The sequence below is a fragment of the Pseudomonas sp. S35 genome, assembly GCF_009866765.1.
Lineage (GTDB): Bacteria > Pseudomonadota > Gammaproteobacteria > Pseudomonadales > Pseudomonadaceae > Aquipseudomonas.
On record NZ_CP019431.1, the window covers coordinates 6539257 to 6561265 of the forward strand.

Below are 22009 nucleotides of genomic sequence, written 5' to 3' on the forward strand. Positions count from 1 at the left end.
GACTGTGTTGAACGTCTGATCCTACGCGGTTACGCCAGCCAATCCAGCGTCAGGATCAATCGGCGCTCATCCGCTTTCAGCGCGGGCGAGCGATGGATCAGGCCGTGGCCTTCGTTGCCATGCCACTTGGTGCCCTTGAGCAGGGCCACTTCGCCGCATTGGACCTGCTCGATACGCTCGCAGGGTTCGGCGTCGGGTTGGCTGAGCTTGCGCCGGTCCATCACGCCTTCACGCAACCACTGGCTACCGACACCGGCGTAGGTGGTGATCAGCCGCACCGGCACGTGATCAACATGAAAACGTGGGCACATGGCTTTATCCAACAGCCGCAGGCGCACGCCGATACGCTTGGCGCCGAGCAGGCAGGCAAAGGCGCTGACCAGCCACGCCACATCGGCGATAAAGCCATCATAACCCTCAAGATCGCGACAACTGGCGGCCAAACCGTGCAAGTTCGGCGCGGCATCTTCGCTGCTGAGTTCGATCACCATCGCGTCGGCCAACGGCTCGTTGAGCGCCACCAGCAAGGCGCCGAACTCGGCGATATGCAGCGGTAACTGGCGCTGCCAGAGTGCCAGGTTCACGCCGTCTTCGAGGATGTCGGACAGCGCGAGCGGGGTTTCACCACGGGTCTGGCGAATCACGGGGCGCAGGGGAATAACCGGTGCCAGCATCAGGCTGCCTCTTCATACCAAGGACCAAACGGATCAGCCAACAGGCGCCAACCTTCGACGCCCACGGCCATTTCTTCATCGGTGAGCAAGCACGCGTCGAGCGCTGCGCGCATTTGGGCGAAGTCGATGTTCTGCCCAATAAACACCAGTTCCTGGCGACAGTCGCCGGTGCTCAGGTGCCAGTTGCCCATGATCGCCGCGACGCTCTCTTCGTCCTGGGGCCACTGGCTTTTTGGTACGAAACGCCACCAGCGCCCGGCAAATCCGTGACGCATCAAGCCACCGGCCTGGGACCAACTGCCCGCATCCTGGTGCTTGCTGGCCAGCCAGAAAAAACCCTTGGAGCGCAGCAGTTTGCCGTTCACCCAAGGCCGGTCGATAAAGTCGAAAAAACGTTGCGGATGGAACGGGCGGCGCGCGCGATACGCCGTGGAGGCAATGCCATATTCTTCGGTTTCCGGCACATGCTCACCGCGCAATTCCTGCAACCAGCCTGGCGCTTGGGCGGCGCGCTCGAAGTCGAAGAGGCCGGTATTTAGGATCTTGTGCAGCGGCACTTCGCCCATGACCATCGGGATGATGTGCGCCTGGGCATTGAGGCGCTCAAGGATGGCCATCAACTCTTCGCGTTCGCGGCTGCTGATCAGGTCGATCTTGCTGATCAAAATGACATCGGCGAATTCAATCTGCTCGATCAACAGGTCAGTGATCGAGCGCTCGTCCTCTTCCCCCAGGGTTTCGCCCCGTGAGGCCAGGCTCTCGGCGGCCTGGTAATCGAGCAGGAAGTTCATGCCGTCGACCACCGTGACCATAGTGTCCAGGCGCGCGATGTCGGCCAGGCTCTGGTCGTTTTCATCACGAAAGGTGAAGGTTTCAGCCACTGGCAACGGTTCGGAGATACCGGTGGACTCAATCAACAGGTAATCAAACCGACCTTCCTTGGCGAGTTTTGCGACTTCTTCCAGCAAGTCTTCACGCAAGGTGCAGCAGATGCAGCCGTTGCTCATCTCCACCAGTTTTTCTTCCGAGCGATTGAGCGTGACGTCGCGCTGTACCTCGCTGCCGTCGATGTTGATTTCACTCATGTCGTTGACGATCACTGCCACTCGCAGGTTTTCGCGGTTGCGCAGGACATAGTTGAGCAATGTGCTTTTACCGGCGCCGAGAAAGCCAGACAACACGGTAACGGGGAGACGATTGGGCATCAGGTATTCCTCATCAGGGTCGGCCGGTCAAATCGCCCGTTTATGGCGTTCGCGCAGCTCTTCACGTTCTTTGGCTTCGATACACAGGGTGGCGGTGGGGCGTAGCAACAGACGTTGCAAGCCAATGGGTTCGCCGGTTTCGCGGCACCAGCCGTATTCGCCACGGGCCAGCAGTTCGAGGGCGTCGTCGATCTTGTCCAGCAGCTTCTTCTCCCGCTCCAGCAGGCGCAGTTGCCATTGGCGTTGCTCTTCGGCGCTGCCGACATCGGCTGGGTCGCTGTTGGTTTCCTGCTCGCGCAGGACCAGGAATTCGCCTTCGATGCGCGCTTGCAGTTCAGCGCGCTGAGTCAGCAACAGTTCGCGAAAGAAGCCCTGCTGGGCTTCATTCATGTAGTCGGCAGGCGGTTGGGTCAGCAGGTCTTGTTCGGTCATGGGAGCGGGTCACGGGTCAGGCTGTACTTTGATGTTATAGTATAACAATGCAAATAAGCCAATCCCCCTTGCTCGCTGCGACGAAGGGCGCAATGCTTGAACACCTCACTGCCCCGAGAACTCTTATGAAATACCTGGTGTGCGCCCTGTTACTGGCAGCGGCAGGGCCGGCCTGTGCACAAGCGCCGAATCCGCTGGCCAACTGCACGCGCAGTGCCAACCTGCTGGCCTGTGTCGATCCGCAGGGCAATGCCTACAGCGTGGCGACGGTGGGCAGCACCACGTATTTGCGCGGTTACGAGGTGGTCGGCAAACGCTATTGGGCACAAACCAACAGCCGCTACGGGCAACTGACGTTTTTTACTGGCTTGGCTTCGAATGGGGAGGCGTGGGTCGGCTACACACGGCGCGTGGGCTGGACCACCATCAACCGGTTTTCCAGTTCCGGCGGCGCCAGCGCTAAGTTCACCTGCAGCCGCATTACCGGTTGTTAGGCCTGAACGTTCTGCTGTTCCTGCACCCACGCCATGTAGCTGTTCATCGGCGGGTTCTTCTGGAAGTAGTTTTTCAGGCCGTCGAACAAGCCATCCGCCACGGCCTGTTGATGGCGCGCCGTCACTAAGCGCTGGGCGTCCCGGGCGTTGGAGATAAACCCGGTCTCCACCAGGATCGACGGCACATCCGGTGACTTGAGCACCGCGAACCCGGCCTGTTCCACGCGCTTCTGATGCAGGCTGGTGATGCTTTGCAGGCTGCCCAACACCGAGCTGCCCAGTTGCAGGCTGGAGGCGATGGTGGCGCTCATCGACATGTCGAGAATCACCCCGGCGAGCATTGGGTCTTTGTCCTTCAGGTCGAGCAAAGTGGTGGCACCCAACAGGTCCGCGCCGTTTTCGCGCTGGGCCATAAAACGCGCCGTGGCCGAGGTGGCGCCGCCTTCCGACAGGGCATACACCGAGGCCCCGCAAGCCGTGAGCCGTGGCGCGGCATCGGCGTGCACCGAGATAAACATATCGGCCTTGTGCTGGCGGGCGATGTCCACGCGCTTGCGCAGCGGCACGAAGAAATCGTCGTTGCGCACCAGTTTCACGTCAAAGCCCTTCTCGCGTTTCAGGCGCTTGGCCAACAGTTGGGCGATGGACAACACCACGTCTTTTTCGCGCTGGCCCTTGGAGCCGATGGCGCCGGGGTCTTTGCCGCCGTGGCCAGGGTCGACCACCACCATGATGTCGCGCTTGGGGTGGGCTTTTTCTGCCGGCGATGTCGATTGAGCCACGATTTGACGCGGCGCCTGAGTGGCGCTGGTGAGATCAAGCACCAACCGGTGCCCCTGCCCGTCCTGCGGCGGCAATACAAAGCTGTTGAGCTGCATCGGTGCGGCCAGGTCGAGCACGATGCGCGTATCCGCCTTGCCAAAATGTCCCGAGCGAATCGCGGTGATCCCGCTGTTCTTCAGCTCAAGTTGAGAAAAATCACCACTGAGCCCGGCGCCGCTGAGGTCGATGATCAAGCGCTCCGGCGCGGTCAGGGAGAAGGTCTTGTAGTGCACCGGCCCGCTGAGGTCGAACACCAGTCGTAGCTTGTCGTCTGAGCGCCATAAACGCGCGTTACGAATCTGCGTGGCGTGGGCCGTGAACGGCAAAACGAAAAAGGGGCTGGCCAGGAGCAGATTGAGAAGCTGACGTCTGTGCATGACAAATACCGCAGATAAAGGAGCGTCCGTACTCGACATGACTGAAAAAAGGCCGGGGCAGAAAATTCATCGTCGACTCTATTGTTATACTATAACATGTCGAATTATTTCCAACGATGGACCTGCTCATGAATGCGCTGACTCTGCCGGATATCGCCGCGCAGGCTTCACGCCAAGCCTTGCCACTCGATTGGGTGGGCATGTGCGGCATCGCCCTGCCGATCCTGATCGACGGTCAGCGCCTGACCGCCACTGCCGATGCCGGCGTGAGCCTGGACGATGGCACCGCCCGTGGCATTCATATGTCACGCCTGTACCTGGCGCTGGAAATGCTCGACCAGCAGCCCCTCACGCCTGCACTTCTGCGCAATGTACTGCAGCGCTTTCTCGACAGTCATGAAGATTTATCTAAGAACGCCTACCTGCGTATCCACACCCATCTGTTGCTCAAACGTCCGGCGCTGGTGAGTCCATTAGCGGGCTGGAAGAGCTACCCGGTGACCATTGAAGCCCGGTTGGAAAACCAGATGTTCCACGTGGAACAAAAAATTGACGTGACGTATTCCTCGACCTGCCCTTGCTCCGCTGCCCTTGCCAGGCAGTTGATTCAGCAGCAATTTATCGATGATTTCGCCGACAAGCCTTTGCAGCACGAAGCCATGCTGACCTGGCTCGGCAGCGCCAACGGTATCGTCGCCACACCCCACAGCCAGCGCAGTAGCGCGCAGTTGCACGTATACCTGCAAGGCGAACACTTGGCGCTGACCGACCTGATCAACGACGCCGAAGCCGCCCTCGGCACCGCCGTACAAACCGCGGTGAAACGGGCGGACGAACAAGCCTTCGCCCTGGCCAACGGGCAGAACCTGATGTTCTGCGAAGACGCCGCCCGCCGCCTGAACCTCGCCTTGAAACGCTCGGATGCCGTCAAAGCCTTCCACCTCAAAGTGATCCACGCCGAAAGCCTGCACGCGCACGATGCCGTGGCTGAAAGCCGCTGGACGAGACACCCTGCATGATCACCTGCACTGCTTTGCGCTGGGGCGCCCCCGGCCAACCGCTCACACCCGCCGTGGATTTCACTCTGGAAAAAGGCAGCCTCACTGGGGTCATAGGTCCCAACGGCTGCGGTAAAAGCAGTCTGCTCAAAGTCATCGCCGGGCTGCAAAAGCCGCTGGCCGGCAAGGTGCTCGTGAATGTTCCACGGCGTGGCGGCCTGGCGTTCTTGCCTCAGCAGCAACACCTGGACCGCCAGTTCCCCATCAGCCTGCAAGAACTGGTCGCCGCCGGTTTCTGGGGCACCCAACTCACCGCGCAACAACGCAGCCAGCGCCTGCAAGCCGTGCTGGAAGACTGGTGCCTCAGCGGCCTGGAACAGCGCCCATTGATGGCCTTGTCCGGCGGCCAACTGCAGCGCGCCCTGCTCGCCCGCATGAGCCTGGCCGATTCGCCGGTGTTGCTGCTCGACGAACCCCATGCGGCCCTCGATGAAGAGGGCCAGGCGTTGTGCTGGAAACACATCCACGCCTGGCGTGCCGAAGGCCGCACGCTGGTCATCGTTTGCCACGACTTGACGTCCGTACGCCACCACACCGAGCAGGTGCTGCACATCAAAAGCACCGGCTGTGCGTTCGGCGACAGCAAACAGCTGATCCGCCCGCAACCCCAAATGCAGGTGGCCTGATGCACTTCGCCGCCCACCTGTGGATGCCCTTTGTCGACTTCGTGTTCATGCGCCGCGCCCTGATCGGCGGGCTGGTGCTCGCGTGCAGCACCGCGCCGCTGGGCGTTTTCCTGATCCTGCGGCGCATGAGCCTGATCGGTGACGCCGTGGCCCACGGCATCCTGCCCGGCGCTGCACTGGGCTTCTGGTTCGCCGGGCTCAGCCTGCCAGCGCTGACCATCGGTGGCCTCGGCGCCGGCCTGAGCATGGCCGGCCTCTGCGCTTGGATCACCCGCCGCACCGGCCTGCGCGAAGACGCCAGCCTCGCCGCCATCTACCCCATTTCCCTGGCCGCCGGCGTGCTGATCCTCGGCATCGCCGGCAAGCGCCTGGACCTGTTGCACCTGCTGTTCGGCTCGGCCCTGGCCGTGGACGCAACCACCCTCACCGGCATGCTCTGGGTCTCGGGGTTCAGCCTGATCGCCATGGGGCTGATCTACAAACCGCTGCTGCTCGACACCCTCGACCCGCTGTTCCTGCAAACCGTCAGCCGCCTCGGCCCGCTGGCCCACGGGCTGTTCCTGACCCTGGTGGTGCTCAACCTGGTGATCGGTTTCCAGGCCATCGGCGCGTTGATGGTGGTGGGTTTGATGATGTTGCCGGCCATCGCTTCACGTTTCTGGAGCCGGCGTTTGCCGGTGTTGATTGCGGTATCGGCGGTGCTGGGATGCCTGTCGGTGTGGCTTGGCTTGTTGCTGTCGTTCTACTACTCACTGCCCAGCGGCCCGGCGATTGTGCTGGTGGCGGGCGCTGGGTACCTGCTGTCCGTGGTCTTCGGTCCGGTGCACGGCTTACTGCGCCGCCCACCCCTGCTTACATCCCAATGAGGTGTTTCCCGATGCGCGCTCTACTCGTGCTGTTCAGTCTGCTGCTGCCGCTGTCGATGGCCCAGGCCGCCGACAAACTCCAGGTGGTTACCAGCTTCAGTATTCTCGATGACATCACCCACCAGATCGGTGGCGATCACATCCAGATCAGCAACATGGTCGGCCCCGACGCCGACGCCCATACCTACGAGCCCACGCCGGACGACGCCAAGGCGCTGCTCAAGGCCAAGCTGATCATCAAGAACGGCCTGGGCTTCGAACCGTGGCTGGACCGCCTGGTGACCAGCACCGAAACCCGAGCCACCGTGGTCACCGCCAGTAAGGGCGTGATCTCCCACACGATGGAAGAGGACGGCGAAACCATCCCCGACCCGCACGCCTGGCATAACCTGGCCAACGCCGAAATCTACGTCAACAACATCACCAAGGCGCTGATCGCCGCCGACCCGGCCAACACCGCCGACTACCAGCGCAACAGCCAAACCTACCTGAAAGAGATCTACCGCCTGCTCGCCGAAGCCAAGACCAAGTTCGGCGCATTGCCGCCGGGCAACCGCCGTATCGTCACCTCCCATGACGCTTTCGGTTACCTGGGCCAGGCCTACGGGATTCAGTTCCTGGCGCCGCAGGGCTTGTCCACCGAACGTGAGCCTTCCGCCGCCGAAGTCGCTGCGCTGATCACCCAGATCCGCAAAGACAAGGTCAAGGCCGTGTTCATGGAAAACATCAAGGACTCGCGCCTGCTCAAGCAGATCGCTGACGAAAGCGGCGCGCAGATCGGCGGCACGCTGTACTCCGATGCCCTCGCCGCCGAAGGCCCGGCCAGCACCTTCACCGGGCTGTTCGAATACAACCTCAACACCTTGTGCGCGGCCCTGGGTAAGCCATGAGCCTGAGCATGCTCGAACTGGAAGGGGCGGCCATTGGCAGTCGCTTTCCACTCGAACCGGTGCTCGATGCCCTGCCGTGGAACCGTGATGGCCTGATTGCCGCCATCGCCCAGCAACACGGCAGCGGCGCGGTACTGATGCTGGCCTGGATGAACCGCCAGGCCCTCAGCGAAACCCTGGCTACCGGCCAAGTCTGCTACTGGTCCCGCTCGCGCCAGCAACTGTGGCGCAAGGGAGAAAGCTCCGGCCACAGGCAACAGTTGGTAGAAGCCCGCCTGGATTGCGACGGCGACGCGGTGCTGCTGATCGTCAACCAACGGGGCCCGGCCTGCCACACCGGCCGACCGACCTGTTTCTACAACGCCATCGATGGCGACCACATTCACATCATCACGGAGCCCAGCGCATGATCCGCAAGAACCCTTCCGGCGATCTGCCGGTGATTGCCGAATCGGCCTACGTCGACAAGACCGCGATCATCTGCGGCAAGGTCATCATCGGCGAGAATGTGTTCGTCGGCCCCTACGCCGTGATCCGTGCCGACGAAGTCGACGCCAGCGGCGCTATGGACCCGATCACCATCGGCGCCAATTCCAATATCCAGGACGGCGTGGTGATCCACTCCAAGTCCGGCGCGGCCGTGACCATCGGCGAGTTCACCTCCATCGCCCACCGCTCCATCGTCCACGGCCCGTGCAGTGTGGGCGACCGCGTATTCATCGGCTTCAACAGCGTGCTGTTCAACTGCGCCGTGGGCGATGGCTGCGTGGTGCGCCACAACTCGGTGGTCGATGGCCGCGACCTGCCCGCCGCGTTCTATGTGCCCTCCACCACCCGCATCGGGCCCAACACCGACCTGTCGCAATTCCCGCCGGTGAGCGTCAGCGCCTCGGAGTTTTCCGAAGACGTGGCGCGGACCAACGTTGATCTGGTGCGCGGCTACAAAGCCCTGCAAAACGAGTTCTGAACCATGAGCCGCCTGTTGATTCGTAACGCCCGCCTGGTCAATGAAGGCCAGGTTTTCGACGCCGACGTGCTGGTCGCCAATGGCCGCATCGAAAAGATCGCCAGCAGCATCACCGGGTGTGACGCACCGCTGGCCATCGACGCCAAGGGCCAATGGCTGTTGCCGGGCATGATCGATGACCAGGTGCATTTCCGTGACCCCGGCGCGCCGGACAAAGGCAGTTTCTACAGTGAGTCCCGGGCGGCGGTGGCGGGCGGCATTACCAGCGTGATGGACATGCCCAACACCAGCCCAGCGACCCTGAACCTGGAGGCCCTGGCCGATAAAAAACGCCGTGCGGCCCTGCATTCGGTGGCCAACTATGGGTTTCACTTCGGCGTGAGCAACGACAACCTGGACACCGTCGCCGCCCTCGACCCGAGCCAGGTGGCCGGGGTCAAAGTGTTCATGGGCGCCTCCACCGGCAACATGCTGGTGGACGATCCACGGATCCTGGAGCGGCTGTTTGCCCACGTGCCGACCATCCTCCTGGCCCACTGCGAACACACGCCGAGCATCCAGGCCAATGAACTGCGCCTGCGTGAGCGTTTCGGCGATAACATCCCCGCCGTCGCCCACCCGCTGATCCGCGATGCCGAGGCGTGCTATCGCTCGTCGTCCTTTGCAGTGGAATTGGCCAAGCGCCACGGCACGCGCCTGCACGTGCTGCACCTCACCAGCGCCCGCGAGCTCGAACTGTTCGAAGACAAGCCCCTGGCCCAAAAACGCATCACGGCCGAGGTGTGTGTGCACCACCTGCTCTTCGATGACCGCGACTATCACCGCCTCGGCCATCAGATCAAATGCAACCCGGCGATCAAGACCCGCGCCGACCGCGACGCGCTGCGCCAGGCGTTATTGAGTGATCGTCTGGATGTGATTGGCACAGACCATGCGCCGCATACCTGGGCGCAAAAGCAACTGGCGTATCGCGAAGCACCGTCAGGGTTGCCCCTGGTGCAACATGCGTTGCCGGCGTTACTGGAGTTGGTGGCAGACGGGCTGCTGCCGCTGACCACGTTGGTCGCGAAGACCAGCCACCGGGTCGCCGACCTGTTTGCGATCCCGGACCGTGGCTATCTGCGTGAAGGGTATTGGGCCGATCTGGTGCTGATCAAACCCGAGCCCGACGGCAAGCCGGTTGCCGACGAGCCAATCCTGGCCCGCTGCGGTTGGACGCCCTTTGCCGAACGGCGCTTTCGCCACAGCGTCAGTACCACCTTGGTCTCCGGCCACCTGGCCTGGCACAACGGCCAAGTAGTCGATAGCTGCCAAGGTTTACCCCTGCATTTCCTAAGGTAGGCGCGAGCTTGCTCGCGCCTACGGGTTAAGCGCGGGGTTTGACCGTACCGCACTCGTTGCCCAACCACTGCGCGTGAGTGTCCAGGCTGCCCTTCTGCTGGATGCCGGTGGCATTGAAGGTGCCGTTGACGGTGGTGGTGAATTCTTTCTGGCTTTGGAACGTGGCGACACCGGTGCCCTGGGCTTTCGGGCAACTGAAGCGGAATTTCCACTGGTTGCCGGTTTTGTCGGTGACTTGCTGTTTGCAGCCCGATTGCGGGTCGGTCAGGGGAATCGAGTCAGACGCGACCTGCGCGGGCGTGAGGCACATCTGTACGCCTTTGCCGGCCATGGTGATGCCTTGTTTCTCCAGCATGGCGCGTTGTTCAGGGGTCATCTGTTGCTTGAGCTGACCGAGGATCAGCGACAAATCCGGCAGGTCCTGGTTATCGACTTTCATATTGCTGGTGGTCAATTCCCACAAGCCCGGCGCCAGCATCTGCGCCTGTGCTGCCACCGGCAGCGACAAACCAACAACTATGGATAAACAGAGCAGACGAGCATTCATCGGGTAACTCCTGGGCAATTGTGGGCGTTAGACGCTGCAAAGGCGCCAGTGTTGCACGCCAAATAAAATAGCGACATTCACAGCCGAACATGGTCTGTTAGGCATTGGATTGCCTGGAGTACCGTCGTCCATGGATTTCTTTGGCCCGCACCTGCTCGCCTACTTCATTGCCACGTTGCACTTTCTCGGGACACTGGCCGCGATCCATGCGGTGCTGACCGTCAGGACCGCCCAAGGCTCTATCGCCTGGGCCTTGTCGCTGATGTTCATGCCCTACCTCACGCTGATCCCCTACCTGATCTTCGGCCGCAGCACCTTCGACGCGTACATCCAGGCCCGTCGCCAGGCCAACCAGGAAATGCACACCGCCATCACCGAGCTGAACTGGCGCCCCTGGGTCGAAGAGGCCCTGGCCGCGCGCAATTCCAGTGCCTACGCCTCGTTGCGCGCCATGCCCAAACTGGGGCGCATGCCGTGCCTGGCCAACAATGAAGTGCGCCTGCTGGTGAATGGCGACGCCACCTTCAGCGCGATCTTCGACGCGATCCGCCACGCCAAGACGGCGGTGCTGTTTCAATTTTTCATCATTCATGACGACGACCTGGGCCAGCAACTTCATGCGCTGCTGAAGGAAAAAGCCGCCCAAGGCGTGAGCATCTACGTACTCTACGACCGCATCGGCAGCCACGCCCTGCCCCATCGCTATGTGCAATCGCTGCGCGACGCCGGCGTGCAGGTCAAGGCCTTCGCCACCCGCAGCGGCTGGCTCAACCGCTTCCAGGTCAACTTCCGCAACCATCGCAAAATCGTGGTGGTGGATGGCCTCACCGGGTTTGTCGGCGGGCATAACGTGGGTGATGAATACCTGGGCAAGAAACCGCCATTGGCGCCGTGGCGCGATACCCATGTGCAGGTCACGGGCCCGGTGGTGGCGTGCCTGCAGGAATCGTTTGCCGAAGACTGGTTCTGGGCCGCACGGGAACTGCCGCCGCTGATCCTGCCGGACGCGTATCCCGAAGACGGTGTGCTCTGCCAGCTACTCGCCAGCGGCCCGGCCGATCCGTACGAAACCTGCTCGCTGTTTTTTGTCGAGGCCATCCACGCGGCGACCGAGCGGGTGTGGATCACCAGCCCGTATTTCATCCCCGATGAAGCAGTGTTCGCCGCCCTGCGCCTGGCGGTGCTGCGCGGTGTCGACGTACGTCTGCTGCTGCCCTCGCGCCCCGACCATCGCATCGTGTATGCCGCCTCCAGCCTCTACGCCATCGAAGCCGTGCGCGCCGGGGTGCGCGTGTTCCGCTACACGCCGGGCTTTCTGCACCAGAAGGTGGTGTTGGTGGACAGCGAAATCAGCGCCATCGGCAGTGCCAACATGGACAACCGCTCGTTCCGGCTGAATTTTGAAGTGATGTTGCTGACCGTCGATGAAGCCTTCGCCAAGGAAGTCGAACAGATGCTGCTGGACGACTTTGCCCTGGCCCATGAAGTCAGCCAGGAAGAAAGCCGCGAAACCCGGCGCCTGCAGCAACTGGGGATGCGGGTGGCGCGTTTGATCTCACCAATCCTTTAACCCGACAACACAAAACAAAATGTGGGAGGGGGTTTACCCCCTCCCACTCAGCGGTACAGATCCTCGCGCGTCCACGGCAGTTCATGGCTGCCATCGGCATGGGGTTTGACCGCGAGGATCTGGTGCAGGTTGATCCAACCCCGCGCAAACGCATACGCACAACCCGCGAGGTAGAGCCGCCAGATCCGCAACGCCTGTGCCGGCACCAGCTTCGCCGCGGCTTCCAGGTTGTCTTCCAGGCGCTCGCTCCAATGGTCCAGGGTGCGTGCGTAGTGCAAGCGCAGGCTTTCGACGTCGACCACTTCCAACCCGACTTCGCTGATCTCGGCGGTCATCATCGCCAGGTGCGGCAGCTCGCCGTTGGGGAACACGTAACGTTCGATAAACTCACCTGCGCCTCGGCCTACCGGGCGGCCGTCGGTGTGCTTGGCGGTGATGCCGTGGTTCATCACCAGGCCACCTTCACGCACCGCGCCGAACAGGGTCTGGCAATACTGCGCCAGGTTGGCGTGGCCGACGTGTTCGAACATGCCCACGCTCACCACTTTGTCGAAACGGCCGTCCTGGGGCAGGTCGCGGTAGTCGAGCAGTTGCAGGTCGACCTGATCCGCCAGGCCCTCGGCTTTTACCCGTTCGCGAGCCAATGCCAACTGCTCCTTGCTCAGGGTGATGCCAAACACTTTCACCCCGAACTCCCGCGCCGCAAACCGCGCCAGCCCGCCCCAGCCGCAGCCGACATCCAGCAAATACTCGCCCGGCTGCAAGCGCAGCTTGCGGCACAGGTGACGGAATTTGTCTTGTTGGGCTTGGTCGATGGATTCGCTGCCGGTTTCGAAATAACCGCAGGAGTACGCCATGTCCTGGTCCAGCCACAGCTGGTAGAAGGCATTGGACAGGTCGTAATGGTAGGAAATGGCCGCGGCGTCCGTAGCCTTGTCGTGGATCGAGCGCACCGGATGGCTGCCGCCATCGTCCTCGATCAGGGCATGGCTCAGCTCATCACAGACCCGGATCACTTCACTGATGGAGCCTTCCAACTCCAGTTTGCCCTCGACGAAGGCTTCACCCAATGCGTCGAGCGTGGGATGGGTCAGTTGCGAGACGACCGTGGGGTCCTTCACCACGATGGTCACGCTGGGCTCGGGGCCCAGGTTGAATTCATGGCCGTCCCAGAGTCGCAGACGCAGCGGTAGCTGAAGATTCTGTAAGGCCGGTGGAAGTTGCGCGAGCATGAGTAGTCCCCCCTTGTTTCAGACGTCTGAAGTGAGGGTAGACCATCCCAATAAAAGTAGGAGGCTATCGATTTGATAGCCCTCTTCTATGGGGCTCGGCGTTCGAGCAAACCGTCCTGGACCCACTGTTTCAGCCATGTAACAGCCTGCAGCGGCGCACCCTCTGCATAAGTGACTGCCAGTTGTTCGCACAGTTCGGCAAAGGTCCAACCGGTCGTCACCATGCCCATCAGGGCAAAGGCTTCTGCGGGTTCCAGGCTGCGGTAGTGGCAGCCATTCTGATGGCGCCATACCAGGCAGATCTGGGGGAGTTCCAGGGAATGGCTGCCGGGGAAATCCACCCCATCCTTGCTGGCACGCCAGAGGGCCACGCTGTTGAAGTGGCACAAACGCTGCTGCACGGACGGCGTCAGGGCGAACTGCAAACCCGGCCAATCTTCGGGCTGCAGCAGCGCCATGTCACTCAGGGCCAACGGCTCACCTTGCGGCGCATCGAACGCCAGGGTAAACGCCCACTCCAGCTGGGCCAGTTCCGCCAGCGCCATACTTTGCTCGGCCACCAAGTGCTCGTGGATAAACGTCGCAAACCGTTCGCCCAACCAACGCAGGCTGAAATGGGCCGACGGGTAACGGCGCACATACGCGTGGGTCAGCGCCGCAAACTCATCATCCCCCAGCCAATAGAGGATGGCGCTGAAGTCATGCCGCAACACGTCCTGCAACCGCGCGATATAGGCGTTGTGGTAGATCGCCAGGCCGGTGTCGACATCCAGCGTCGGCCCACCCAACAAGGTGGCGGCGAAGCCACTGTCGGCGTCAGGCGTTGGGGCCAATAAATGCTGTTCGAAGGCCAACTGCCAATCGGTCAGGCGCATGCCGCTCTCCTGGCCAAGGCCGTGGCGCCGAGTTCGCGTGCCTTGCTCAACTCGGTGAGCAGCTCTTCGAACGGCGGGAAATGGTCATCACGCTCCAGCAGCGTCGAAACCGGCCCCAGGTGTTCCAGGGTCTGTTGATACAGCGCCCACACCGGATCACACACCGGATGATCGTGGGTATCGACCACGTAGTCGCCATAGTCCACATGCCCGGCCAGGTGCAGTTGGCGGATGCTTTCTTGCGGCAGGTTGCGAATAAAGGTCCAGGCATCGAAGCCGTGGTTGCGCGAGCTGACGTACACATTGTTCACGTCGAGCAACAACTGGCACCCCGACAGATGGGCCAGGGCGTTGAGAAATTCCCACTCGGTGAATTCATCCGCCTTGGCGCGCACGTAGCTGGAGACGTTTTCCAGCACCAGCGGGCGCTGCAACACGTCCTGCACTTGGCGTACGCGACCGGCCACGTGGTAGAGGCTTTCTTTGGTGTAGGGTAGCGGCAGCAGGTCATGCAACTGGTGCGCACTGCCGCGGCTCCAGCACAGGTGATCGGAAACCCAGGCCGGCTGGATACGCTCGGCGAGCTGTTTGATCTGTTTCAGGTAGTCGCTATCGAGGGCGTGCGGCCCGCCAATGGACAAGGACACCCCGTGCATCACCAGGGGATAACGCTCGGCTATCGCGTCCAGGAAGTACAAGGCTTTGCCGCCCTGCACCAGATAATTCTCGGAGATCACCTCGAACCAATCCACGGCCGGCGATTGTTCCAGGATCTGCTGGTAGTACTCACTGCGTAAACCCAGGCCGTAACCCAGACTTGGAAGGGAAGCGGACATGACTGACTCCTGGGGAAAGTGTCCGCAGCGCAGGGGGGCTGGCGCTGCGGTTGCACTCGCTTGCCGGTTATTCGCCGACTTTACCGCCAGCCGCGTCACAGGCTGCCTTGGTCATGGCCTTGAAACCCATGCCTTTGCAGGCGCCTTGACCCTTGCACGCGTTGTCCTTGGTCTTGCAGTCGTTCATGCCTTTGCAGGAGGTCACGCCGTAGCAATGCACTGGCGCGTCAGCCGCTTGTACCTGGGTGGCAACACCGGCAAACATGGTAGCGGCGGCCATCGCCAGAGCAGCACCAGCAGCAGCGGATTTAATGTTCATTGTGGTATTCCTCATGATCGGTGGTGGAGTCGGTCTGAACGGATTGTTCAGTCTCGACACACCACTAGAGTGAGCCCCCCCAGCGGCGTTACAGCCGTGTGCAAATATTTCTGAAAATTATTCGTCGAGCTTCAACAGCGGCTCGTGGAAGCGCAACAGACGCCCGGCGTTACCCAGCACCAGCAGCGTGCTGAGGTTGTGCAACACCGCCGCAATCATTGCGCCGGCCGCACCCAACCAGCCAAACGCGGCGAACACCACGATCGCCAGCGTCCAGCCCAGACCGATGATCACATTGACCTGCAACGTGTGCCGGCACTGGCGACTCAAGCGCACACAGGTGCCCAACCGTCGCAAGTCGCTGCCGATCAACACCACGTCCGCCGAGGCCAGCGCGATATCCGCCCCGCCCGCCCCCATCGCCACGCCCACCACGCCGGCCTTGAGCGCCAGGGAGTCGTTGATCCCATCGCCCACCACCATTGGCCGGAAGCCGCTGCCGATCTCCCCCAGCACGCGGTTGAGCTTGTCCTCGGGCAACGCCTGGGCGTCGACATCGCTGATGCCTACATCCAGCGCCAGTTTGTCGGCCACGCTCTGACGGTCGCCGGTCAACAGCAACTGGCGCCCAAGTCCCAGCTCGCGCAGTTCCTGCAAAGCTTGGCGCGCTTCCGGCTTGACGCTGTCGGCCAACAGCAGCCAGGCGAGAAATTGCCCGTTCAGCGCCAACCCGGCAATCGGGCCGTCATGGTTGGGCACCGCCGTGGTGGCGATGCCCAATTGCCCGAACAGCTCCGGCCGTCCAAGCGCGGCTTCGCCCTGTTCGGTCTGGGCCACCACGCCCAGACCCTGGCGTTCGCGGATGTCAGTCAACCCCAACTGCTGTGCCTGAGTCGCCAACCCCGCCAGCGCGCGGCTGACCGGGTGGCTGCTCGCCGAGCCCAGGCTGGCCGCCAGGTTTAGCAGCGCCTGGCGATCCGTCGACGAGGTCTCGATGGACTGCAAACGCAACGTGCCAAACGTCAGGGTGCCGGTCTTGTCGACCACCAGCGAGGTCAAATCCGCCAGCTCTTCGAGGAACGCCGAGCTGCGAATCAGAATCCCATGGCGCGCCGCCACGGCAATGCCGGCAATCGCCGTGGCCGGCGCCGACAACACCAGCGCACACGGGCATGCCGCCACCAGCACGGCGAGCATCGCCTGGGCATCATGGGTCACAAACCAGGTGACCGCCGCCAGCAGCAGCACCAACACCATATAGCTGCCCGCATAACGCTCCAGCAGCCGCGTGATCGGCGGCTTGGACCGCTCGGCGTTCTGCATCAGCGCGATGACCTTGCCCAAGGTCGATTCGTTGCCGGTACGCGTCACTTCAAGGCGCAGCAGACCGTCGAGGTTGATCGCCCCACCGAATACCTGCACACCGACACTGGCTTCCAGCGGTACCGACTCACCGGTGATCGGCGCCGTGTCCAGGCTCGCCTGCCCCGACAGCACCACACCGTCGGCAGGCACGCGGTCACCGGCGCGCACTTCGACGATATCGCCGGTGTTCAACAGGCCGTTATCCACTTCGACAATGCTGCCGTCGGCCTGCACCCGCCGTGCATGGCTGCGGGTCAATTTGCCCAGGGCGTGGATCGCCTCCTGGGAGCCGATCACGCTGCGTTCTTCCAGCACATGGCCGAAGATCATGATGATCGGCAGCAACGCGGCGGTCAGCAGGTCGCCGGTGGCCCAGGCGCCCAGCATGGCCAGGGCGATAAGTTGGTCGGTGATCCCATGCAAACTGGGGAACCGCAGGCTGTACCACGCCGAACGCATCACCGGCACGGCCACCAACAGCGATGCCACACCCAGCAACAGCTGACTGACGCCCGTCTGGTCCGGCGCCAGCCAGCGCCACACCAGGCCGAGCACGAGCAACCCCAAGGCCAGCATGGCCAGGGTGAGTTGGCGGGCAGCGCTGCGCTGCTCGGCGGAGGTCAACATAGGTGCGCTCATTGCTCGGCTCCCTGGATGATCAAGCGGGAGTCGTCTTTAGGGTCGACCGTGGTCACGGAGCCCGCCTGGCCGAGAATCTTCGGCAGGCGCTCGCGGTAAAGCCGCAACAGCAAACCTGGGTCTTTGACCTGGGCGAGGCTGGCGACCGTGGCGGTTTGCGCCTTGGCATTGGCCAAGCGCTCGCTGGCCTGGGCGTGGGCCACCTGCACCACGCGATCCGCCTCCTGGTTGGCGGTTTGGGTGAGCTTTTCGGCGTCGGTACGCGCGTTGGCTACGGCTTTATCGGCTTGCTGGCTGGCCGTCAGCACCGCATTGAACGCGTTCACCGCCGGGCCCGGCAAACTCGATTGCACATCCACGCGCGTGACTTCGATACCCAAGCCCAAGCCGCTGCCGGTCAACGCCGCCAGCCGCTGATTGATGCCTTGCACCAGATCACCGCGTAACCGCTCGCGACGTTCGGCGGCGCCGTTGTCGCTGCCGATCAGTTCGGGGCGCGCCACCAGAATCGTGTCCAGGTCCCGCGCTGCCGTCAGGGCCACGGCGCTGCGCGTGACCAGGCGATCCAAGGCCGGCAACACGTGCGCGCCCTGCAACACAAAGGAGTACGGTTCGGTGACCTTGTAGAACACCCGCACATCCAGTTGCACCACCCCGGCATCGCCGGTCAGCAGGTAACCGGAACCGGCCAGCGCATCGCTCAGCGGCGTGGCGAAACTGGCCACGCGGTCGGCCTGCACCGCCGCATCGGAACGCAGCAGGTTGTCTACTCGACGCTCGATCACACGGTCGGCGGCGGGCAGCAACACCACCTGCTCGAACGGCTGCGGCCAGGCCAACAGCAAGCCCGCATTCTGAATGCGGTCGAGGGCGCCGAAGTGCAGCACCACGGCGCGGTTCTGCGGGTCGATCTGGCGCACATTGGAAAACGCCCAGGCCAACGCCGCCAACACCGTCACCGCGTACAGCGCCATGAAGGTCAGGCGCCCGGCCTGGATCCACGGGCTGTCCGGGCTGTCACGCTCGGTCATGGCTGGGCGTCCTTCGGCCCGTCCACCAGCGCACGGAACGGCGCGGCGTCGGTGCGCAGGATGATCTTGGTGCCAGGCGTCACCACCGTGCCCAAGGTGTCCAGCGAGCGCAGCAGGTTATACAGCTGCGGATTAGCGGCGTAGGCCCGCCCGTAAATCTGCGCGGCCTCAACCCGCGATTGCGCTTCGATATCGGCGGCTTTCACCGTGGCGTCGGCCTGCACGATGCGCGCGTCGCGCTCGGCGGCAGAACGGATCTGCGCCGCTTCGCGCTTGCCCACGGCGGTGCGTTCGGTGGCGATGGTTTCGCGCTCGGCACGCATGCGGTCGACGGTGGCAGTCAGCGTCACCGACGGCAACGTGAGGCGCTCGATACCGACCTGGGCCACGCGTACGCCATAGGTGGTGAGCAATTGTTGATCAATCTGCTGGCGCAACTGCGCCTCGAAATCGGCGATGCGTACCTGGCTGGCGTCGGTGTTGATCAGGCTGGACAGGTCAAAACTGGCCGCCGTGGTTTCCAGCGCCGAGCCAACGAAGGTGCGAATCTGCCGCGCCGCTTCATCGGGCTGGTTCTGCACCGCGCGCATAAAGCGCTGCACATTGTCGGCGTCGCCCTGCACCTGCCACGCCACATAGGCCTGCACGATGATGCGCAGGCCGTCGCGCGTGCCCACGTCCTGCAAGCCGCTGGAGGTGGTGCGCAAGCGCAGGTCCACCGGGATCGCCGCTTCGAACGGCGCCGGCCAGCGCCAGCCCAGGCCCGGTTCCAGCAACACCCGCGACGGGTTGCCAAAGCGGGTGATCACCGTGGCTTCGCCGGAACGCACCTGCACCAGGCTGGCCGCCGCGACCGCAAACAGCACCAGCAACACGGCCCAAGCCATGCGCCGCCAAGGGAAGGGGCCAGCAGCGTGCTCGTCACCGTGATGGTGGTGGCCGTGATGATGGTGATGACCGTGATCGTGAGAATGAGCGCTCAACAGACAGACTCCTTATTGAACGGCTTTACGCGGCACCGAGGGATCGGCCGGCAAGGTAAAAGAACGCAGATCGATCGTCGGTGCGCCATCGGCGCCCAGGCGATGATCCAGAATCAACAGCTTGGCGTGGGCCAGGCCCTGGCTGAGTTGGCCCAGGTACTGCTCCAGCACGAAAGCCTGGCCAGCACTGGCGTAGGCCTTTTGTTCGGCAGTGAACCGCAGGTTCGCCGCCTGGGCGCCGGCATTCACTTCATGGGCCGTGGCCGTGGCGTGATCGCGGGCGGTGCTGGCTTGCAGCAGGGCTTGGTTGGTCTGCTCGCTGGCCGCGCCACGTTCACGGGAGATCAGCGCCTGGGCGCCGATCTGCGCGGCCTGCACGCCGTGATAGGCATTAGCGGCGCCGGCCGGTGGGTGGATGGCTTCCACCACCGTGGCGAGGATTTCCACGCCGCTGTCGAGTGTTTGCAGGTCGGCTTGCACGGCGCGACCGATTTCATCGGCCAGGCGGGTGCGTTGTTCGCCGAGCAATTCGTCCAGGGTGCGCGAGGCAAAGTCGTGCACCAGGATGCGACTGGCGGTGCTGCGGATCAGGGTCGGCACATCCGCGCTGTTATAGGTGGCGGCCAGCGCGGCCTGATCGGTCAGGCCGATGCGGTAGACGAAGCGCACATCCATGTTGACGATCTGAAAGCTCTGCTTGTCGCCGCTGCTGCTGGCGATGACCTGGGACTTGTCATTCACATGGCTGGCATCCCACAGGCGGTTGGCGATGGCCGGCGGCGGGCCTTCGGCCGGGGCCAACTGCGGCGCGGTGGCTTCGCTGACGCTGGTGGCCAGTTCGTGCACCACGCCGTTTTCCACCTTGATCACACGGCCCAACGGCCACGGCAGCCCGGCATGCAGGCCAGGGCCGAACACCTGCACCGGTTTGCCGAAGCGCTCATAAATCCCACGGCCTTGCAGGGGCACTTCATGCACGCCGGTCAGCGCCCAGCCGACCGCCAGCACCACCAGCACCACCGGCAAGAATGCGCGGCGCATGTAGGTAAAGGCCCAGATCTGGCGCAAGTCGATACCGAAACGGTTGTGCAGTTCGTGCTGCAACGCCAGCAAAGGTTGTGGCGGCCAGCGCAGTAGGCCGGCGATAAAGCTTTGCGCCATCAGGCGCGGTTCGAGGTGCGGTTGGCGCGGGCTGAACAGCGACAGCGCGGCCCTGAGCAGAAACTCCAGCGCCACCAGTGCCGGCAGCACGCCAACCAGCACCGCCAGGCGCAACGGCCACACCGACTCGGCGCTGGCAAACAGCAGGCAAATCGCGCTGACGACCAGGCACATAATCGCTACCCGGCTCAACTGCGCCAACTGCGACGCTTCCGGCCACTGCGCAGTGGTTTCCTGGGCCAGCCGCCGCTCGAACACCAACAAGCCAAACGCCAGGGCCAACCCCAGCCCGGCGCCGATGCTGGCGGACTGGCCCACAGCCGCGGCCGGCAGCGCCAGGTTCCAGAATTCGATGATGCTGACCAGCACCAGCAGCGACCACCCTGTGAGCCACAACACCGGCGTACCGATCTGCCGGCCAAAACGCTCCAGCAGGCGTGCGTACCGGCCCGTTACATAAACCGGCAATTGAGCCGCCGGCGCTTCCAACGCCTGGGCACGCCAATCCGCCACCCACCATGCCGACTGCAAACAGGCCACCAGCACCAGCAACGCTGACGCACAGTTGATCAACACCACCGGCCAGATCGACAACGGCGCAAACAGCGCGACAAACAGCGCCAACACCCAACCGCCCACGGCCAGGACCGTCAGGCTGATACCGGCCTGGCGCAACCGACGGGCATGGAACATGCCCTGCTGAAAACGCGGAAGGCCTTCCACCGAAGCGCCTTCAGCTGCTAGATCCACTTGCATCCCAACACGCCCGCTCGCACACAATTCGTTACGATATAACACGCAGCGTGAAATTTTTGTTCGTAAACACCGCTTTTGAATACAACACACATCCCCTGTGGGAGGGGTCTTGCCCGCGATAGCGCTGGGTCAGCGGCACATACATCAACTGACAGACTGCTATCGGGGGCAAGCCCCCTCCCACATTTGTCCCCCAGCGCGCTGCAGATCGTGACTAAACCCCCATAAACACGCGCCATCACTGGTGAAGGCCGTGATTAATCGGCACACTCCGAAACAGTTTTTCGCGGGCTCACGGACAAGGAAGCGTCATCCCCCATGATTTCGATCTATCAGCTCAAACCGCGTTTTCAAAACCTGCTGCGGCCGCTCGTGCAGCGCCTCTACGACAACGGCACCACCGCCAACCAGATCACCGTGCTGGCCGGGGTGATTTCCCTGCTGGTGGGCCTGCTGATCGCCAGCTTCGCCCACCACCTGTGGCTGTTTGCGCTGATCCCGCTGTGGATGATTGCGCGCATGGCCCTCAATGCCATCGACGGCATGCTCGCCCGGGAATTCGGCCAACAGTCGCGCCTGGGCGCCTACCTCAACGAACTGTGCGACGTGATTGCCGACAGCGCGCTGATCCTGCCCTTTGCGCTGATCCCTGGCGTGAGCCTGGCGCCGGTGTTGCTGGTGGCGTTGCTCGCGGTGTTCAGCGAATACGCCGGTGTGCTCGGGCCTATGGTCGGCGTTTCGCGGCGCTACGACGGGCCGATGGGCAAAAGTGATCGGGCCTTTGTACTCGGCGTGCTGGCCACTGGCGTGGCGCTGGGCTGGCTCGGCGCGGGTTGGGTCGACACGGTGATGTGGCTGGTCGCCGCCCTGCTCGCCTACACCCTGGTCAACCGTGTACGCCAAGGCCTGAAAGAAACCCCTTCCCCTTCTGCATAAGGATTTT

23 protein-coding genes are annotated in these 22009 nt (G+C 63.0%); 10 read left to right on the forward strand and 13 right to left on the reverse strand.

What is annotated here, in order from left to right; translation table 11 throughout:
- Positions 1-29: 29 nt before the first annotated feature.
- From PspS35_RS29660 to dksA, 3 genes are read right to left on the reverse strand one after another with little or no spacing between them, the layout of a single operon-like run.
- Positions 30-674: a DUF1826 domain-containing protein gene (locus PspS35_RS29660; RefSeq protein ID WP_159937906.1), complete on the reverse strand. Its 645-nt coding sequence runs from the start codon at positions 672-674 to the stop codon at positions 30-32.
- Positions 674-1879: a zinc metallochaperone GTPase ZigA gene (gene zigA, locus PspS35_RS29665; RefSeq protein ID WP_159937907.1), complete on the reverse strand. Its 1206-nt coding sequence runs from the start codon at positions 1877-1879 to the stop codon at positions 674-676. Before zigA ends, PspS35_RS29660 begins: the two co-directional genes overlap by 1 nt.
- A gap of 27 nt (positions 1880-1906) precedes the next feature.
- Positions 1907-2311, reverse strand: coding sequence for an RNA polymerase-binding protein DksA (dksA, locus tag PspS35_RS29670; protein WP_159937908.1), 405 nt, complete (start codon positions 2309-2311; stop codon positions 1907-1909).
- A 125-nt stretch (positions 2312-2436) separates the two neighbouring features.
- Here dksA and PspS35_RS29675 point away from each other — a divergent pair, with 125 nt between their 5' ends.
- Positions 2437-2805, forward strand: coding sequence for a glutamine synthetase (locus PspS35_RS29675; protein WP_159937909.1), 369 nt, complete (start codon positions 2437-2439; stop codon positions 2803-2805).
- On the opposite strand, the gene PspS35_RS29680 is transcribed toward PspS35_RS29675, so the two are convergent.
- Entirely contained in the window at positions 2802-4004 is a 1203-nt protein-coding gene (locus PspS35_RS29680) for an N-acetylmuramoyl-L-alanine amidase (RefSeq protein ID WP_159937910.1), read from the reverse strand. The genes PspS35_RS29675 and PspS35_RS29680 overlap by 4 nt on opposite strands.
- Positions 4005-4132: 128 nt before the next feature.
- On the opposite strand from PspS35_RS29680, the gene folE2 reads away from it, so the two are divergent.
- The 7 genes from folE2 to PspS35_RS29715 are packed head-to-tail and all read left to right on the forward strand — an operon-like array spanning position 4133 to position 9752.
- Entirely contained in the window at positions 4133-5023 is an 891-nt protein-coding gene (folE2, locus tag PspS35_RS29685) for a GTP cyclohydrolase FolE2 (protein WP_159937911.1), read from the forward strand.
- Positions 5020-5688, forward strand: coding sequence for a metal ABC transporter ATP-binding protein (locus tag PspS35_RS29690; protein WP_159937912.1), 669 nt, complete (start codon positions 5020-5022; stop codon positions 5686-5688). The genes folE2 and PspS35_RS29690 overlap by 4 nt, the downstream gene beginning before the upstream one ends.
- On the forward strand, positions 5688-6554 hold the full coding sequence (locus PspS35_RS29695; protein WP_159937913.1) for a metal ABC transporter permease: 867 nt from the start codon (positions 5688-5690) through the stop codon (positions 6552-6554). The genes PspS35_RS29690 and PspS35_RS29695 overlap by 1 nt, the downstream gene beginning before the upstream one ends.
- Before the next feature lie 11 nt (positions 6555-6565).
- Positions 6566-7444 carry a metal ABC transporter substrate-binding protein gene (locus tag PspS35_RS29700; protein ID WP_159937914.1) on the forward strand — a complete coding sequence of 293 codons (879 nt, stop codon included), beginning with the start codon at positions 6566-6568 and terminating at the stop codon, positions 7442-7444.
- On the forward strand, positions 7441-7854 hold the full coding sequence (gene hisI / locus PspS35_RS29705) for a phosphoribosyl-AMP cyclohydrolase (RefSeq protein ID WP_159937915.1): 414 nt from the start codon (positions 7441-7443) through the stop codon (positions 7852-7854). The genes PspS35_RS29700 and hisI overlap by 4 nt, the downstream gene beginning before the upstream one ends.
- A complete protein-coding gene (locus tag PspS35_RS29710; RefSeq protein WP_048721911.1) occupies positions 7851-8411 on the forward strand; it encodes a DapH/DapD/GlmU-related protein in 561 nt (186 codons plus the stop codon). The genes hisI and PspS35_RS29710 overlap by 4 nt, the downstream gene beginning before the upstream one ends.
- 3 nt (positions 8412-8414) lie before the next feature.
- Positions 8415-9752 (forward strand): dihydroorotase, encoded by a 1338-nt coding sequence (locus tag PspS35_RS29715; RefSeq protein WP_159937916.1) that lies wholly within the window; start codon positions 8415-8417, stop codon positions 9750-9752.
- A 25-nt stretch (positions 9753-9777) separates the two neighbouring features.
- Here PspS35_RS29715 and PspS35_RS29720 read toward each other — a convergent pair whose 3' ends face one another.
- Positions 9778-10299 carry a DUF3617 domain-containing protein gene (locus tag PspS35_RS29720; RefSeq protein WP_159937917.1) on the reverse strand — a complete coding sequence of 174 codons (522 nt, stop codon included), beginning with the start codon at positions 10297-10299 and terminating at the stop codon, positions 9778-9780.
- 130 nt (positions 10300-10429) lie between these two features.
- On the opposite strand from PspS35_RS29720, the gene cls reads away from it, so the two are divergent.
- Complete coding sequence (gene cls / locus PspS35_RS29725; RefSeq protein WP_159937918.1) at positions 10430-11869, forward strand: cardiolipin synthase; 1440 nt, start codon at positions 10430-10432, stop codon at positions 11867-11869.
- A 47-nt stretch (positions 11870-11916) separates the two neighbouring features.
- Here the strand turns inward: cls and cfaB are convergent, their stop codons facing one another.
- From cfaB to PspS35_RS29765, 8 genes are all read right to left on the reverse strand, one after another.
- Entirely contained in the window at positions 11917-13101 is a 1185-nt protein-coding gene (gene cfaB / locus PspS35_RS29730; protein WP_159937919.1) for a C17 cyclopropane fatty acid synthase CfaB, read from the reverse strand.
- A gap of 86 nt (positions 13102-13187) precedes the next feature.
- Positions 13188-13976: a DNA-binding domain-containing protein gene (locus tag PspS35_RS29735; protein WP_159937920.1), complete on the reverse strand. Its 789-nt coding sequence runs from the start codon at positions 13974-13976 to the stop codon at positions 13188-13190.
- Positions 13967-14812 (reverse strand): DUF692 domain-containing protein, encoded by an 846-nt coding sequence (locus PspS35_RS29740; RefSeq protein ID WP_159937921.1) that lies wholly within the window; start codon positions 14810-14812, stop codon positions 13967-13969. The genes PspS35_RS29735 and PspS35_RS29740 overlap by 10 nt, the downstream gene beginning before the upstream one ends.
- A 67-nt stretch (positions 14813-14879) precedes the next feature.
- On the reverse strand, positions 14880-15131 hold the full coding sequence (locus PspS35_RS29745; RefSeq protein WP_159937922.1) for a hypothetical protein: 252 nt from the start codon (positions 15129-15131) through the stop codon (positions 14880-14882).
- A gap of 117 nt (positions 15132-15248) precedes the next feature.
- On the reverse strand, positions 15249-17135 hold the full coding sequence (locus tag PspS35_RS29750; RefSeq protein ID WP_159937923.1) for a cation-translocating P-type ATPase: 1887 nt from the start codon (positions 17133-17135) through the stop codon (positions 15249-15251).
- Positions 17132-18166 carry a protease modulator HflK gene (locus PspS35_RS29755; protein ID WP_159937924.1) on the reverse strand — a complete coding sequence of 345 codons (1035 nt, stop codon included), beginning with the start codon at positions 18164-18166 and terminating at the stop codon, positions 17132-17134. The genes PspS35_RS29750 and PspS35_RS29755 overlap by 4 nt, the downstream gene beginning before the upstream one ends.
- The gene (locus PspS35_RS29760; protein WP_159937925.1) at positions 18163-19149 is read right to left on the reverse strand and encodes a protease modulator HflC; all 987 of its coding nucleotides are present in this window, start codon (positions 19147-19149) and stop codon (positions 18163-18165) included. The genes PspS35_RS29755 and PspS35_RS29760 overlap by 4 nt, the downstream gene beginning before the upstream one ends.
- Before the next feature lie 12 nt (positions 19150-19161).
- Positions 19162-21066 (reverse strand): protease modulator HflK, encoded by a 1905-nt coding sequence (locus PspS35_RS29765; protein WP_159937926.1) that lies wholly within the window; start codon positions 21064-21066, stop codon positions 19162-19164.
- Positions 21067-21384: 318 nt separating this feature from the next.
- Here PspS35_RS29765 and PspS35_RS29770 point away from each other — a divergent pair, with 318 nt between their 5' ends.
- Entirely contained in the window at positions 21385-22002 is a 618-nt protein-coding gene (locus tag PspS35_RS29770; RefSeq protein WP_159937927.1) for a CDP-alcohol phosphatidyltransferase family protein, read from the forward strand.
- The last annotated feature ends 7 nt before the right edge of the window (positions 22003-22009 follow it).

Bases quoted from the DNA above. Each gene is read 5' to 3' on its own strand.
- PspS35_RS29690 (WP_159937912.1), top strand. From the start codon at position 5,020: ATGATCACCTGCACTGCTTTGCGCTGGGGCGCCCCCGGCCAACCGCTC.
- cfaB (WP_159937919.1), bottom strand. From the start codon at position 13,101: ATGCTCGCGCAACTTCCACCGGCCTTACAGAATCTTCAGCTACCGCTG.
- PspS35_RS29755 (WP_159937924.1), bottom strand. From the start codon at position 18,166: ATGACCGAGCGTGACAGCCCGGACAGCCCGTGGATCCAGGCCGGGCGC.
- dksA (WP_159937908.1), bottom strand. From the start codon at position 2,311: ATGACCGAACAAGACCTGCTGACCCAACCGCCTGCCGACTACATGAAT.
- PspS35_RS29710 (WP_048721911.1), top strand. From the start codon at position 7,851: ATGATCCGCAAGAACCCTTCCGGCGATCTGCCGGTGATTGCCGAATCG.
- PspS35_RS29745 (WP_159937922.1), bottom strand. From the start codon at position 15,131: ATGAACATTAAATCCGCTGCTGCTGGTGCTGCTCTGGCGATGGCCGCC.
- PspS35_RS29695 (WP_159937913.1), top strand. From the start codon at position 5,688: ATGCACTTCGCCGCCCACCTGTGGATGCCCTTTGTCGACTTCGTGTTC.
- PspS35_RS29680 (WP_159937910.1), bottom strand. From the start codon at position 4,004: ATGCACAGACGTCAGCTTCTCAATCTGCTCCTGGCCAGCCCCTTTTTC.
- folE2 (WP_159937911.1), top strand. From the start codon at position 4,133: ATGAATGCGCTGACTCTGCCGGATATCGCCGCGCAGGCTTCACGCCAA.
- PspS35_RS29700 (WP_159937914.1), top strand. From the start codon at position 6,566: ATGCGCGCTCTACTCGTGCTGTTCAGTCTGCTGCTGCCGCTGTCGATG.
- PspS35_RS29750 (WP_159937923.1), bottom strand. From the start codon at position 17,135: ATGAGCGCACCTATGTTGACCTCCGCCGAGCAGCGCAGCGCTGCCCGC.
- PspS35_RS29770 (WP_159937927.1), top strand. From the start codon at position 21,385: ATGATTTCGATCTATCAGCTCAAACCGCGTTTTCAAAACCTGCTGCGG.
- PspS35_RS29765 (WP_159937926.1), bottom strand. From the start codon at position 21,066: ATGCAAGTGGATCTAGCAGCTGAAGGCGCTTCGGTGGAAGGCCTTCCG.
- PspS35_RS29715 (WP_159937916.1), top strand. From the start codon at position 8,415: ATGAGCCGCCTGTTGATTCGTAACGCCCGCCTGGTCAATGAAGGCCAG.
- PspS35_RS29735 (WP_159937920.1), bottom strand. From the start codon at position 13,976: ATGCGCCTGACCGATTGGCAGTTGGCCTTCGAACAGCATTTATTGGCC.
- cls (WP_159937918.1), top strand. From the start codon at position 10,430: ATGGATTTCTTTGGCCCGCACCTGCTCGCCTACTTCATTGCCACGTTG.
- zigA (WP_159937907.1), bottom strand. From the start codon at position 1,879: ATGCCCAATCGTCTCCCCGTTACCGTGTTGTCTGGCTTTCTCGGCGCC.
- PspS35_RS29720 (WP_159937917.1), bottom strand. From the start codon at position 10,299: ATGAATGCTCGTCTGCTCTGTTTATCCATAGTTGTTGGTTTGTCGCTG.
- PspS35_RS29660 (WP_159937906.1), bottom strand. From the start codon at position 674: ATGCTGGCACCGGTTATTCCCCTGCGCCCCGTGATTCGCCAGACCCGT.
- hisI (WP_159937915.1), top strand. From the start codon at position 7,441: ATGAGCCTGAGCATGCTCGAACTGGAAGGGGCGGCCATTGGCAGTCGC.
- PspS35_RS29740 (WP_159937921.1), bottom strand. From the start codon at position 14,812: ATGTCCGCTTCCCTTCCAAGTCTGGGTTACGGCCTGGGTTTACGCAGT.
- PspS35_RS29675 (WP_159937909.1), top strand. From the start codon at position 2,437: ATGAAATACCTGGTGTGCGCCCTGTTACTGGCAGCGGCAGGGCCGGCC.